Genomic DNA, 13794 nt, shown 5'->3' with positions numbered 1-13794 from the left:
CGGCGGTCAGTCTGCGCGGCGAGCGAAGGCTTGCAGGTGCGGATAGAACGCTTGGAAGTCCTGCAGCAGCGGCTCATATAGACGTTCCATTTCCTCGACACCGCCGATCAGCCCGTCCGGGCATGACAAGCGCAGGCTCATGCCGGCCACAACCTGCTCCATCACGGAGAACTCGCGATAACTGCCGAGCCAGTCCTGAGCGGCCATGCGCGGCGCGATCAGCGCCAGCTTGGCGGGGAGCTCGGCTTCCCCAAGCAACACCTGATACACCCGCGCGGTGAAGTGCTGAAGAGGCTCGTTGGCGTAGTGGGGCCAGTGCGCCGCCAGGCAGTGATCGAAAAACAGGTCGACCAGGATGCCTGCGTAGCGTCGTCGCTCGCGGGGAAAGCGCTGCTTGGCTTGAAGGACAATCGGGTGGCTATCGGTGAATACATCGATCTGTCGGTGCAGGCGGATGCCCGCTTCGATATCGGCTGGCCAACGGTCCTGCAAGGGCCCTTTGACGAAGTCGCCATAGAGGCTGCCGAGCAGCTGCCCGGGCCGCTCGCCGCCGAGATGAAGGTGCGCAAGATAATTCATGAGGCGAGTCTAGCAGCGCTTGCGCTCAGCCTGCATCAGGCAGCGTTGGCGACCGGCAACAGCGGCGACCGAAAGCGCTTCGGCGATCGCATTGTGGCAACGCCGGACGAGTGGGTTATGTTGCGCGTCATGTCATGGCTGGACAGCGGAGCCAATAGCCGAAACAGACGCCAAAGCAGGTCGTCGCCGCCGATGAAGGGAGCTACGCAGCCAGCCAATCACCGGCCTATGACGGGTCTCGGTTTTGGCGAGGAAGGTCATCGGTTGCAACAAGCCCGGCAGGGGGATGTCGGTCCACAACAGGTGGTTGGAGACCCACAACATCGGCTTGTCTGGCAAATCGCCTGTCACACGAATCTGAAATGGCAATGCCGCTGCGAGCCGCCCTAGAAACCAACGGCACAACTGCTGGCGCGCAGCTTGAGTGGGAGTAAAGCCGGTTCCGGCACGAGACGAGGCGCCAGGCGAGCCGGCAAGGCTCAGCCTGTGCGTCGTGGGGTGCGGTGCTCGGCGCGTGACTATCGAGGACATGCCGCCGCTGCCGCTGGTCCCGGATAGCGTGCATGGGCGCTTGCGCCTCCAGCGGGGGCCATGTCAGCGCTTGGCGGGTGACGGCTGGGACGACTACGTCAAGCCGTTCCGCACGCTGGAAGACCTGTACGTGCTGGTCGCCATGGTCAGCTGGCTGTATGGAATCGCCTTGGGTGCGCATGGCCGCAGGCGCTGCAGCTCAGGTTGATCGGTCTGCTGGCGGCTGCAGCCGAAGTATCGCGCCTGCCGCCTGCTGAGGTTTCGACGCAGTTGTTGCTGGTTGCGCTCGGTGCACAATGGGCCGCAACCTTAGCTGCGCTGGATACGGCCCTTGCTGAAGGTCCGGGCCATTGGGCCGAGTTATGGCAGCGCGATCGCGGCATATTGCAGTTGGCGCGTCAGGCACAGGCCAAGCGGCTGGACAAGGCAGCGGCGGCTTTCGCACTGACACCTCAGCAGGACCGGGACTGAGCGATGCGATAAGGCCACCGAGGCGGGAACTCTGTGCGGCGGCGCGAACCTATAACAGGCGTGCCATCACGGCTTACGACAGGAGCCGTCGATCCTGGCGAGGCAGATTCCATGCCTGAATGTTCACCGGACAAGGATTTCAATGGCTTCCAGCTGTATCCGTAGTTGCTTCCCAGTGTGGTCTGCCCGAGGCGTACAAGCGTGATGCTCGCCGGCGAGGTGTTTCCATGGCGCGAAGGTAATCGTTTTCAGTTGCTGCTCGACGGCCCGCGGTTTTTTCCGCAGATATTGCAGCGTATCGATACTGCGCAGCAGCGTGTGGACATCGAGCTTTATCTGGTCGAGGACGGGCGCTGTACCGATCGGCTCGTTGACACGCTGATTGCCGCTTCCGGGCGTGGCGTACGCGTGCGCTGCCTGTTCGATGGCTTCGGTTGCTTGAAACTCGGACAGAAGACGCGTCAGCGGCTGCTCGACGCAGGGGTCGACCTGCGCCAATACAACCCGCTCAAGCTACAGCTGAAATTCCGCAACCTTCACCGCGATCACCGCAAGCTGATCCTGATCGATGATCTGTGCTGCTTTGTCGGAGGTGCCGGTGCGACAGACGAGTTCTGGAACCCGGACAAGCCGGACGAGCATTGGCACGAGGCGATGGTGGAAATCTGCGGGTCGGTGACGGAGGACTGGCAGTGCCTGTTCGACGTGCAGTGGACCCTGTGCCTCAAGCGCCGGATCTGGCAGCTGCCATTGCCTCGGCAGCTGCCGAAGATACCCGCCGCGCCCGATGCGCTCGATGGAGCAGGGCGAGTGGCCTATTCCGCTGCGCGTCAGCATCGAGACATTCTCCATAGCCTGTTGCGCAATCTGCGAAGGGCTGAGCGGCGTATCTGGCTGGCAACTCCGTATTTTCTGCCGACGGGCAAGGTCAGGCGGGAGCTGATGCGCGCGGCTCGCCGCGGCGTCGAGGTTCGACTGCTGCTGACCAGCCGCAACACCGACCATCCGTCCGTGCGCTATGCCGGGCAGCGTTTCTATCCACGATTGCTTCGGGCAGGCGTGCGGATTCATGAATATCAGCCACGCTTTTTGCACCTGAAACTCGTGTTGGTCGATGACTGGGTGAGTGTCGGCTCGTGCAATTTCGATCACTGGAACCTGCGCTGGAACCTTGAGGCGAACCTGGAGGCGGTCGACTCGCAGCTAAGCGCGGACGTTGCCAAGAGCTTCGAGCAGGACTTCAATCAGAGCCTCGAGATCGACCTGCATCAGTGGCACGCGCGACCCCTGTACCTGCGGATGTACCAGCGGCTGTGGGGCCTGCTCGACCGGCTCGTAATCAATATCTTCAACCGAAGCGGGTGACGGCACAGGCCGAGCCGTTTATAAAGTGTCCAACTGAAAAGGGAGAGCGTTCTGATGGCTGCGAAGAAAACGCTGATGCCGGGTGACTACGTCGAGCTTATCCCGCATGCGCAGCCGGAGGTTCTTCTGGCTGGTGGTGAATTCGTCGATATCGGTGTCGACGAGGCGCATACCGAGGGCAATCGCGTGACCGCTCCGGCGTGGCCGGCGCACCCCGTCTGGCTGGCAGCATTCCTCGGGCTGCTCGGTACCCGCATCAGCCTGTAATATGCCGCTCCGATCGAAGGCCCGCTCCGGCGGGTCTTTTTATTCAATTGCAGGCGCTGCCTGCTCAAGCTCCGAGGCTGCAATGTCCCAACCCCAAGACCCGCTCCATGGCGTGACGCTGGAGTCGATACTCGTCGAGCTGCAGGCTCACTATGGCTGGGAAGGGCTGGCGGAGCGGGTCGATATCCGTTGCTTCAAGCGCGACCCCAGTATCAAGTCGAGCCTGACGTTCCTGCGCAAGACGCCATGGGCGCGGGCGAAGGTAGAGGGGTTGTTCGTTCAGCTTCGTCGGTCCGCCAGCTAATCGCGTATCGCCGCTGACCGACGCCGTTGGTCGACGTTCGTCTAAATAAATCTGGCCATCCTCAAGTTCGCCGAACTCGGTCCGATTCCTGTAACAGTTTGATTCGTTGTGACTGACGAATCTCAATGGCATTGATCGCCCCCATGGAATTCAGAACGATGAGAAACAACGGGCCGCTAAGCAATACCGAACGGACCTTTCCGGCGCATCGGCGGCTGATTTCGGAGACGGATACCCAGGGCAAGATCCTTTATTGCAATGACGAATTCGTCGCCATCAGTGGCTACTCACGAGCCGAGCTGATCGGCAGCGACCACAACCTGGTCCGCCACCCAGACATGCCACCCGCCGTGTTCGAAGTCATGTGGCGCTACCTGAAAGCTGGCAAAAGCTGGATGGGAGTGGTCAAGAACCGGTGTCAGAACGGCGAGTTCTACTGGGTCAGCGCCTACGTCACGCCTGTTTTCGACGACGGTAAGCTGACCGGCTTTGAATCGGTACGGGTCAAGCCGACTGCAGACCAAGTGGCACAGGCCACGGCGTTATACGAACGCCTGCGTACTGGCAAAGCAGCGGTTTCCTTAGCTCGCCGATGCCAGGGCTGGGCGCGCATTCTGGCGCTACCTGTCGGCGCTGCGATTCTGGCCACTGCGGGTATCCTCTGGCTGCCGACGGCGGTCGAGGTAGCGCTTGTGCTTGGGCTCTTTTTCGCGCTTGGCCTCAGTTGCCATGCCGCTACCGAGCGGCAATTAGAGCGAATCATCCAGAGTGTCCCGCAGGCTTTCGCCGATCCTATCGTTGCGCTGACTTACACACATCAGCATGGCAATGCCGCGCGGTTGGAAATGGCACTCATCAGCGAAGACGCACGCCTGCGTACCGCCCTGACACGCCTGTCCGATCTCGCAGGACAGGTTGAAAGCGCCTCGGCTGAAACGTCGGTGCTGGCCAGCCAGACCGAAAACGACCTGCGCCAACAGCGTGGTGAGACGGACATGACGGCGACAGCAGTGACCGAGATGACCGCGTCGATTACCGAGGTTGCCAGTCATGTGCAACAGACTGCAGAGGAGGCAACCACGGCAAACTCGCTTGCCAACGACGGCGATCGGGTGGCTGTCAATACCCGTAAAGCAATGGAGATGCTGGCCAATACGGTCAATAACATTGGCAATACGGTGAACGAACTGGCTGGGGAGACCCAGCAAATCATGTCCGCTGCCAGCATCATCCAGAGCATCGCTGAACAGACCAATTTGCTCGCACTCAACGCCGCTATCGAAGCCGCTCGGGCGGGCGAGCATGGCAGGGGCTTCGCAGTGGTCGCGGACGAGGTGCGTGCGCTGGCCAGCAAGACTCGCGACTCGACGCAGCAGATCCAGTCCATCATTCAGACGCTGACCAGCAAGGCCGATGAGGCTGTCGCAATTGCTCAGGTGGGCGACAAGGAGGCGGCGCATGGGCTGGCTCAGGTCATTGAGGCGCAGCAGGCGCTGCAAGGTATTCGTGATGCTGTGAGCCGTATTACCGGCATGAGCCAGCAAATGGCCGCTGCCGCCGACGAGCAGGCGCATGTGGCTGAGGATATTGCGCGGCAGGTCACCGGTATCGCAGTGACGATGGACAGTAATGTCAGTAAAGCCGACCTGACCATGCAGCGCGGTCGCGAGCTGGAAGGCGCTGCACGTGGATTGCGCGCGCTGGTGGAACGCTTCAACCGCTGATGGTGCTCTGAGAAGCGGCAAAAAGCCCGGCAATGAGCCGGGCTTTTTGTTGACGTCTCGCTTACTGCACTTCGACTGCCAGGCTGTCGGCTATCTTCTTCTGCCAGATCGCCGGACCGGTGATGTGCACCGACTCGCCGTTGCTGTCGACCGCGACGGTGACCGGCATGTCCTTCACTTCGAACTCGTAGATCGCCTCCATGCCCAGCTCGGCGAACGCCAGCACCCTGGACTTCTTGATCGCCTGGGCGACCAGATAGGCCGCGCCGCCGACCGCCATCAAATACACCGCCTTGTTGTCCTTGATGGCCTCGATGGCGATCGGGCCGCGTTCGGACTTGCCGATCATGCCCAGCAGGCCGGTGCTCTCGAGGATCTGACGGGTGAACTTGTCCATGCGTGTCGCGGTGGTCGGGCCGGCGGGGCCAACCACTTCGTCGCCGACTGGATCGACCGGGCCGACGTAATAAATGAAGCGACCCCTGAGGTCCACCGGCAGCTCTTCGCCCTTGTTCAACATGTCCACCATGCGCTTGTGCGCGGCGTCGCGACCGGTGAGCATCTTGCCATTGAGCAGAACGGTTTCGCCCGGCTTCCAGCTCTGCACGTCTTCCGGCGTGATGGTGTCGAGGTTGACGCGACGCGCGCTCGGACCGGCTTCCCAGACGATTTCCGGATAGGCGTCAAGCGGTGGCGGGGTCAGTTCGGCCGGGCCGGAGCCGTCGAGCACGAAGTGGGCGTGGCGTGTGGCAGCGCAGTTGGGGATCATGCACACCGGCAGCGAGGCCGCGTGGGTCGGGTAATCCATGATTTTCACGTCGAGTACGGTGGTCAGGCCGCCGAGGCCCTGAGCGCCGATACCCAGTTGGTTGACCTTCTCGAACAGCTCCAGACGCAGCTCTTCGATGCGGTTCTGCGGGCCACGGGCCTTCAGTTCGTGGATGTCGATGGATTCCATCAGCACTTCCTTGGCCATCACCGCGGCTTTCTCGGCGGTGCCGCCAATGCCGATGCCGAGCATGCCCGGCGGGCACCAGCCGGCGCCCATGGTCGGCACGGTCTTCAGCACCCAGTCGACGATCGAGTCTGACGGGTTGAGCATGGCCATCTTCGACTTGTTTTCCGAACCGCCGCCCTTGGCCGCGAGGTCTACTTCGACCCTGTCGCCCGGAACGATGGAGTAGTGGATGACCGCCGGCGTGTTGTCTTTGGTGTTCTTGCGGGAACCTGCGGGGTCGGCGAGGATCGAAGCCCGCAGAACGTTCTCCGGCAGGTTGTAGGCGCGGCGGACGCCTTCGTTGATCATGTCGTCCAGGCTCATGGTCGCGCCGTCCCAGCGCACGTCCATGCCCACGCGCACGAATATGGTAACGATGCCGGTGTCCTGGCAGATCGGGCGATGACCGGTGGTGCACATCCGCGAATTGATCAGGATCTGCGCCATGGCGTCGCGGGCTGCCGGGGATTCTTCGCGCAGGTAGGCTTCGTGCATCGCCTGGATGAAATCCACGGGGTGGTAGTAGGAAATGAACTGCAAAGCGTCAGCGACGCTTTGAATCAGGTCGTCTTGCTTGATCACGGTCATGCAGCGCGTCCTCTTGGCGGGGCGGAAACAGCGCGTGTCGAGACAGCGACCGACACGCTCAGGTAAAAAATGCGCGGCAGTATAACCTGCCGTAGAGCCGGAACACAGACAGACCGAAGGTGAAGGGATGCACAGGGGAAACTGTCATGACGCTGCCTGCGACTTGGCGTTGCGCGAAGGGCTGAGGCATCGGCTGCGCATTGGCGCGAGCGCAATGAAGACGGCCCTGTTTAAGGGGGTGGTTCGCTTGCCCAACGCGACTGCGTATAGGTTTTTTACAAGGGCCGGCGTAAAGTGTGACGAATCGCCACTATGGGAAGGATTCCATGCGCGCTAGTCGTGACGAGAGCGAACAGCAAGCGCTGCAGTTACTGGTGACCAAGCGCTTCGGCATGGCGGCCGCCACCTACGGCCTGGCGTTGCTGCTTACCTGGATCACCGTGGCTGCGGGCTTCTATCAGGCGCCGGTCGAGACAGCAATCGCGGGGTCGGTGATGATTGCGGCCAGCCAGTTGGCTTTTTTCTGGGTCTTCTATCGAGGCCATAACCTGCACTTTCGCGACCCCAGTCTGACCGAGCCACAGGTACTGGTTGCCCTGGTCTGGCTGACCTTCTTTCTGTTCAATCTCGGCGATAACCGTGGATCGCTGGTGGTGCTGTACGTGCTGGCGCTGATGTTTGCCGTGTTTCTGCCACCGAGAAAGTTCCTCCGTTACGCCGTGTTGGCACTGTTCAGCTTCGTCGGCATGGTGTTTTTCGACGCGCAAACGGGCTACCTGAACGACCCGCAGACGGCACTGCTGCAAATCGGCGTGCTGCTGGTAACCCTGGTCTGGATGTGCTTGTTGGTCGGCTTTGTCTACAGGTTGCGTCAACGCATGCGTCAGCGCCGCTTTGCGCTGCAGGCGCATCAAGAAACGCTGCGCGGCATGATGCGACAGCTGGAAGACCTGGCCTCGACCGATGAACTGACGGGTCTCTACAACCGCCGGTATTTCCTGCGGAAGGCGGAAGCCGAGCTGAGCCGGCTGCGGGCGGGGCATCAGTCTGGCCTGGCCCTGATCGACCTCGACTACTTCAAGCGGGTCAACGATCTGCACGGGCACGCGGCGGGCGACCGCGTCTTGCAAACCTTTGCGTCCGTGGCGCGCTCCTGCCTGCGAGACGGCGACATACTTGCCCGCTACGGGGGTGAAGAGTTCGTACTGTTGTTGCCGAACACCGATGCCGAGCAATTCCGCGCCTGTTGCGAGCGCTTGCGCGAGGCCTTCGCCAATGCCCAGCTGCCGGAAGGAAATATGCAGGCCGGTCATTTGAGTCTTTCAGTTGGTTTGACTCTGCTGCATGAAGGCGATGATCTGGACGAATCCCTGCAGCGTGCTGACGACGCGCTGTACCGGGCCAAGGGCAACGGTCGGAATCGGTGCGAGACCAGCTGGGCGACGGAATGCCCGAGACCACTCACGGGGGGCGGACCTGGCGAGGTTCTGCGAATCGGCTCGCACCCTGCTGGCCGTCGGTGACAGTCTGCGCCTGGGCCAACTGCATACGGGCGCGCTGCGTTACGAGCCCGAGGGCAGATGAGACCTTTTATTGTTGTTGGCTGCCGGTACGGGACTTGCCCCGCTGGGGGGCTTGGTGTGCGAAGCACTGACCAAGGGCACCGGGGCCGGTTAGGCTGCTGCACTGCTGCCGGGGCGTGCCCTTTGCGAGAACCGCTTGAGGACCTTGCAGAGCTAAATGACAACCTCAGCGTTGATGCGTTGATGCGTTGATGCGTTGATCGGGAGCAGGCAGGCAGCCGCCTTCAGTCACGCCACGTCACGCCAGGAAATTATACTGATCTGCGATGGAGGGCTTTTGTCGAAGACTGCGCCAAGCGCATGTTTCTGGCGGGATTGCCGCGCGGGCAGATCTGAGTGATGCCTTTCTTACGCGCCAGCCCGGAGTTCCAAGAAGCCGGGAGGCATCGACCTCGCCAGGGGAAAGGCGCGCCAGGCGGAACTTGGGCTGGCACGCCACGCCGCGCCTATCAGATCAGGGAATCGCCCACACGCAGGATCTTCATGGTATTGGTGCCGCCCGTGCCATGATAGGTGTCGCCCTTGGTCAGGATCACCCAGTCGCCAGCATGGACGATGTTGCGCTTGAGCAGCTCATCCACTGCCGACTGGCTGACCTTGTCAGCGGGCAGGGCCGCCGGATCGAAGGGAATGGTCTGCACGCCGCGGAACATGGCGACACGCGCCTGGGTGTCGCGACGTGGCGAAAAGGCGAAGATCGGTACCGACGAGCGAATCCGCGACATGATCAACGGGGTGTAGCCGCTTTCGGTCAGGCTGATGATCGCCTTGACGCCGGGGAAGTGGTTTGCCGTGTACATCGCCGCCAGCGCCGTGCTTTCGTCGCTGCGCTCGAAGCGCTGACCCAGGCGATGGCCGGATTTGATACTGGTCGGATGCTTCTCGGCACCGACACACACGCGCGCCATGGCCTTGATCGCTTCGATCGGATACTCGCCAGCGGCGCTTTCAGCTGAAAGCATCACCGCGTCGGTGTAGTCGAGCACGGCATTGGCTACATCGGACACTTCGGCGCGGGTCGGCATCGGGTTGTGGATCATCGACTCCATCATCTGGGTCGCGGTGATCACCAGCTTATTGTTGCGGCGCGCGTGGAGAATGATCTTTTTCTGGATGCCCACCAGCTCGGCATCACCGATTTCCACGCCAAGGTCGCCGCGCGCGACCATCACGCCATCGCTTGCCCGGATCAGACCATCCAGCGCTTCGTCATCGGCCACGGCTTCGGCACGCTCGATCTTGGCGATCAGCCAGGCGCTCGAGCCGGCTTCGTCACGCAAGCGCCGAGCCAGCTCCATGTCCGCCGCGTCACGCGGGAAAGAGACGGCGAGATAGTCCAGGTTCATGTCGGCGGCCAGCTTGATGTCGGCCTTGTCCTTGGCGGTCAATGCCGGCGCGGTCAGGCCGCCACCGCGACGGTTAATGCCCTTGTTGTCCGACAGCGGCCCGCCGATCAGTACGGTGCAGTGCAGCTCATCGGCCGTAGTGCTGTCCACGCGCATGACCACCCGGCCATCGTCCAGCAGCAGTTCGTCGCCGACGCGGCAATCTTTCACCAGATCCGGATAATCGATGCCGACCACTTCCTGGGTGCCAGCATCACGGGGGTAGGTGACGGAGAAGCGAAAGCTGTCGCCTTCGGCCAGTTCGATGCGCTTGTTGGCGAACTTGGCGATACGGATCTTCGGTCCTTGAAGGTCACCCAGCAGCGCGACGAAGCGGCCATGCTTCGCGGCGATATCCCGTACCAGCTGCGCCCGTGCGCGGTGCTCATCTGGCGTCCCGTGGGAAAAGTTCAGGCGGGCCACATCGAGCCCGGCAACGATCATCTTTTCCAGCACCTCAGGCGAACTGCTGGCTGGACCCAGCGTGGCGACGATCTTGGTACGGCGCGAAGTCATTCAATGCTCCTTTTTCAGAATGGCCGCGAGGCTACTATGCCGGGCGGCTGTAGTCATCGTCGGGCTGCACTACTCTTTCGGCAGGGCCTGGAGAGGCGCGCAACGGCCATTTAGCGGGATGGATGGACTGCAGTTTTCGCAACGACGGTCGATAAATTCGGCATCGGAGGAATCACCCATGCGCACCCCGTTTATCCTTGTTCTGGCCACCCTCAGCGTAGGCTGCAGCAGCCGAAATGCCCTTGATCGCTATCTCGATGCGGCCTATACGCAATACCAGTTGGGTGATTGCGGCAAAGTCATGCTCGAACTCTCCCAGGCCGAGCGGCGCAGCCGACCACGGGATAATCTACAACCGGAAATATCGCTGTTGCGCGGTCAGTGCCTGGAACGTCAGGGCCTGTTTGTTGACGCGGCACAGACCTATCAGTTCATTCAGTCGCGCTATCCAGCCAGTGAATACGCCTTTCGCAGTCGTGCCAGGCTGGAGACGCTGCGTCAGTTGGGCCACTATGAGCCGGAGGAACGGGTGGTGACTCACGCCGTCAAACCCTGACATGAGGCCGCCCAACAAACCGGCAGGGAGAGACCCCATGCGTATCGCCGTACTGACAGTCAGCGTTTTGTTGGCCCCGCTGGCGGCCGCCGATATCTACCGCTGGGTTGATCCCGACGGCCATGTGCAGTTCAGCGCGAAACCGCAGCCGGGTGCGGAGCCGGTCGAGGTTCGGCCGCAGGTGATCGGTAGAGACGACGCGACCCGCGAGCGCCAGGCGCGCACGGAGCGCTTTTTCGAGGCTCGTCGCGAAGAGCAGGAGGCGGCCAACGTGGCGGCGAGCGCCAGGCAGGCGCAACGAGAGCGAGAGTGCCGGCAACTGCAAAACCGTATGTCGCGCCTGTCTCACGGCGGGCGCTATTTCAGTGCCGATGCAAAGGGTGAGCGTGTCTACTACAGTGATGAAGAAATAGGGGCGGCGCGGCGGCAGTTGGCCAGTCGTATCAGTCAGAGCTGCAGCTGAGTGGTCGGAGACGGCGGCAGCGATAAAACTTGGCGGCGGGCCCGCAAGCGATGGACATGCACAATCAACGCAGTATTCAACGGCACCAGTTGCCGTATTACCTCAACGTATTCAACTGTTTCACGGACAAGCCGTTGGGTTTCATTGGCAACCTGTCCGAGTCCGGGCTGATGCTCATCAGCCCCTATCCGATGATGACTGCGGTACGTTTCGATATGCGCCTGAAAATTCCGGGCCAGCATAGCCAGCTGCGCTACGTCGATTTCAGCGCAATCTGTCGTTGGTCACGCGAAGACGTTACGCCCGGCAGCTTCGATTCAGGTTTCGTATTTGTCTCACCGCCCCGGGAAATTCGCGAAATGATCGATGCGCTGAACCATTACTTCAGCTTTCGTCCCATGCAGCACATTCCACCGGCGCGACTGCCCCGTGTCGAATCAGCCGGTAACAAGGCCGCCGATCAGGATTGCTGTCAAGGTAGCTGAACCCGATCTGCATTCCTGAGGCTTTGCAGGCGGGCAACCTGGCGGCTGAAATCGGCGTGACTCACCTTTTATCCAGCGCCGATCGCCTGGCATGGGTAACGGCTTCAATGGGAGTTCGGCTTGGCTGCGCGAGGGCCTGGCACCGGTCCGCAGGGTCGAGCGCCGCCCGATCGGGACGACGGTGCTGAGCCTGACGGAGAATGTCGGCCTGCAGGGTGGCGATCAGATGCCGCTGTCCGGCGCGCCGGTAGCGATAATCTGCACTGCCTCGCAAATGCTCTCGAAGCTGTTGGCGACCTCGGGTCGGCGGGGCTCCGGCAGCGGGCCTTGGCGCTGCGCTGCGTGCCAGCAGGCCAGTAGCAGTAACAAAAGCGCGGCGGACAAGGCTTCGGGAAAATAACGCAGCAACCTTTGCAGCAGACCGTCATGGTCGGTGCATTCGTTGCGGGCGGTCTGGCGCGCTAGACTGGGGGCGACAATCGAGAAGGAAGCTCCCTTGACCTCCAGCATCTTCTGGTACGACTTCGAAACAACCGGCATCTCCCCTCGCTGCGATCGGCCTGTGCAAGTGGCCGGTATTCGCACCAACGAGGCGTTGGAAGAGATTGGCGAGCCGCTGAACATCTACTGTCGTTTGAGCGACGACATTCTCCCGCACCCCGCAGCGTGTCTGGTCACGGGCATTACGCCCGCCACGCTGGCGGAAAAAGGTCTGTGCGAGGCGGAGTTCGTGGCCCGGCTGCACCATGAACTGGCTGTGCCGGGTACCTGTGGTGCGGGGTACAACAGCCTTCGTTTCGATGATGAAGTGCTGCGTTACAGCTTATATCGCAACTTTTTCGACCCCTATGCCCGCGAATGGCAGGGCGGTAATAGCCGCTGGGACATCATTGACCTGGTGCGCACCGCCTACGCGTTGCGGCCGGAAGGGATTGTCTGGCCAGAAGAGGAGGGACGGGTCACGTTAAAGTTGGAGCGGCTCACTGCAGCCAATGGGCTCGAACATTTGAATGCGCACGATGCCCTGTCCGATGTGCGGGCAACGATTGCCTTGGCTCGATTGCTTCGTGAGCGTCAACCGCGGCTTTACGACTATCTCTACAGGCTACGTCGCAAACATGCATTGATCGAGCAGGTCCAGCTGCTCAGGCCAATGGTGCACATATCGGGGCGGTTTTCCGCGGCGCGTCATTTTCTATCGGTGGTATTGCCGCTGGCCTGGCATCCTCGCAACCGTAACGCGTTAGTTGTCTACGACCTGAACGCCGAATGTGCGCCCCTTTGGGAGGAGCAGGTCGAGGTTATTCGCGAGCGGCTTTATACTCGTCGGGAGGACTTGGGCGAGAAACTTCCGATCCCCTTGAAACTCGTGCATATGAACCGTTGCCCGGTGCTGGCGCCCATGAGCGTGCTGCGCCCTTCGGATATCGAGCGGCTGGGACTGGATATCCAATGTTATGAGTCGAGAGCGGCCGAGTTACGCAGGCGGGAACCGGAATGGCGCTGGAAGCTTGCCGATATCTATCAGAAGGATGCGTTTGTGGCGTCATCGGATCCGGAGCAGCAGTTATATGACGGATTCTTCAGTGAGCGTGACCGGCGGTTATGCGAGCAAGTACGAAACGTTCCGCCGCTTGCGAGTGACGCCACCCCGCCGTTTGATGATCCGCGCTTGTCAGAGCTGCATTTTCGCTACCGCGCACGTAACTATCCAGAGTGTCTATCGCCGGGCGAAGCCCAGCAATGGCAAGCGTTCTGTAGGCAGCGCCTGCTGGTGCCCGAATTTGGCGCACCGAATACCTTGGAACAGTTTGAGCAAACGGTGCTGGCTTTATTGCCATCGGCCACAGCCGAACAAGCACGTCTACTGCAGCAATGGTCGCTCCATGCGCGCAGCTTGCGTGAACGATACATGCTCTGAATGCTGGGTCAGAGAACAAAAAAAGCCATCTGAGCAAGGCTGCGTCAGATGGCTTTTAG

Annotated in this window: 14 protein-coding genes and 1 pseudogene; 11 read left to right on the top strand and 4 right to left on the bottom strand. The window is 61.3% G+C overall.

What is annotated here, in order from left to right; genetic code table 11:
• Positions 1 to 6: 6 nt before the first annotated feature.
• A complete protein-coding gene (locus NA637_RS06950) occupies positions 7 to 579 on the bottom strand; it encodes an ACP phosphodiesterase (protein ID WP_256071591.1) in 573 nt (190 codons plus the stop codon).
• 514 nt (positions 580 to 1093) lie between these two features.
• On the opposite strand from NA637_RS06950, the gene NA637_RS06940 reads away from it, so the two are divergent.
• The 6 genes and pseudogenes from NA637_RS06940 to NA637_RS06915 all read left to right on the top strand — a co-directional run bounded on the left by NA637_RS06940 (position 1094) and on the right by NA637_RS06915 (position 5241).
• On the top strand, positions 1094 to 1318 hold the full coding sequence (locus tag NA637_RS06940) for a hypothetical protein (protein ID WP_256071590.1): 225 nt from the start codon (positions 1094 to 1096) through the stop codon (positions 1316 to 1318).
• A complete protein-coding gene (locus NA637_RS06935; RefSeq protein ID WP_256071589.1) occupies positions 1315 to 1581 on the top strand; it encodes a hypothetical protein in 267 nt (88 codons plus the stop codon). Before NA637_RS06940 ends, NA637_RS06935 begins: the two co-directional genes overlap by 4 nt.
• A gap of 204 nt (positions 1582 to 1785) precedes the next feature.
• A complete protein-coding gene (locus NA637_RS06930) occupies positions 1786 to 2946 on the top strand; it encodes a phospholipase D-like domain-containing protein (protein ID WP_256071624.1) in 1161 nt (386 codons plus the stop codon).
• A gap of 95 nt (positions 2947 to 3041) precedes the next feature.
• Positions 3042 to 3213: pseudogene (locus tag NA637_RS06925) on the top strand (protease); the annotation flags it as partial.
• 82 nt (positions 3214 to 3295) lie between these two features.
• Positions 3296 to 3517 (top strand): VF530 family DNA-binding protein, encoded by a 222-nt coding sequence (locus tag NA637_RS06920; RefSeq protein WP_256071588.1) that lies wholly within the window; start codon positions 3296 to 3298, stop codon positions 3515 to 3517.
• A 158-nt stretch (positions 3518 to 3675) separates the two neighbouring features.
• Positions 3676 to 5241, top strand: a complete 1566-nt coding sequence (locus tag NA637_RS06915) for a methyl-accepting chemotaxis protein (protein WP_256071587.1) — start codon at positions 3676 to 3678, stop codon at positions 5239 to 5241.
• Positions 5242 to 5302: 61 nt separating this feature from the next.
• Here the strand turns inward: NA637_RS06915 and NA637_RS06910 are convergent, their stop codons facing one another.
• Positions 5303 to 6826 (bottom strand): fumarate hydratase, encoded by a 1524-nt coding sequence (locus NA637_RS06910; protein ID WP_256071586.1) that lies wholly within the window; start codon positions 6824 to 6826, stop codon positions 5303 to 5305.
• Between the two features lie 326 nt (positions 6827 to 7152).
• Here NA637_RS06910 and NA637_RS06905 point away from each other — a divergent pair, with 326 nt between their 5' ends.
• Entirely contained in the window at positions 7153 to 8349 is a 1197-nt protein-coding gene (locus NA637_RS06905; protein ID WP_256071585.1) for a GGDEF domain-containing protein, read from the top strand.
• Between the two features lie 509 nt (positions 8350 to 8858).
• Here NA637_RS06905 and pyk read toward each other — a convergent pair.
• Positions 8859 to 10310, bottom strand: a complete 1452-nt coding sequence (pyk, locus tag NA637_RS06900; RefSeq protein WP_256071584.1) for a pyruvate kinase — start codon at positions 10308 to 10310, stop codon at positions 8859 to 8861.
• 178 nt (positions 10311 to 10488) lie between these two features.
• On the opposite strand from pyk, the gene NA637_RS06895 reads away from it, so the two are divergent.
• From NA637_RS06895 to NA637_RS06885, 3 genes are read left to right on the top strand one after another with little or no spacing between them, the layout of a single operon-like run.
• The gene (locus NA637_RS06895) at positions 10489 to 10866 is read left to right on the top strand and encodes a tetratricopeptide repeat protein (protein WP_256071583.1); all 378 of its coding nucleotides are present in this window, start codon (positions 10489 to 10491) and stop codon (positions 10864 to 10866) included.
• Between the two features lie 37 nt (positions 10867 to 10903).
• Positions 10904 to 11329 (top strand): DUF4124 domain-containing protein, encoded by a 426-nt coding sequence (locus NA637_RS06890; RefSeq protein ID WP_256071582.1) that lies wholly within the window; start codon positions 10904 to 10906, stop codon positions 11327 to 11329.
• Between the two features lie 50 nt (positions 11330 to 11379).
• The gene (locus tag NA637_RS06885) at positions 11380 to 11814 is read left to right on the top strand and encodes a PilZ domain-containing protein (protein WP_256071581.1); all 435 of its coding nucleotides are present in this window, start codon (positions 11380 to 11382) and stop codon (positions 11812 to 11814) included.
• Between the two features lie 222 nt (positions 11815 to 12036).
• On the opposite strand, the gene NA637_RS06880 is transcribed toward NA637_RS06885, so the two are convergent.
• Positions 12037 to 12324 (bottom strand): hypothetical protein, encoded by a 288-nt coding sequence (locus NA637_RS06880; protein ID WP_256071580.1) that lies wholly within the window; start codon positions 12322 to 12324, stop codon positions 12037 to 12039.
• Between NA637_RS06880 and sbcB the strand changes: the two genes are divergently transcribed.
• On the top strand, positions 12311 to 13735 hold the full coding sequence (gene sbcB, locus NA637_RS06875) for an exodeoxyribonuclease I (protein ID WP_256071579.1): 1425 nt from the start codon (positions 12311 to 12313) through the stop codon (positions 13733 to 13735). The two genes, NA637_RS06880 and sbcB, sit on opposite strands and share 14 nt — an antisense overlap.
• The last annotated feature ends 59 nt before the right edge of the window (positions 13736 to 13794 follow it).

It is taken from the genome of Stutzerimonas stutzeri, assembly GCF_024448935.1.
GTDB lineage: Bacteria > Pseudomonadota > Gammaproteobacteria > Pseudomonadales > Pseudomonadaceae > Stutzerimonas > Stutzerimonas stutzeri_AO.
This window is presented reverse-complemented; position numbering and strand designations above follow the sequence as displayed.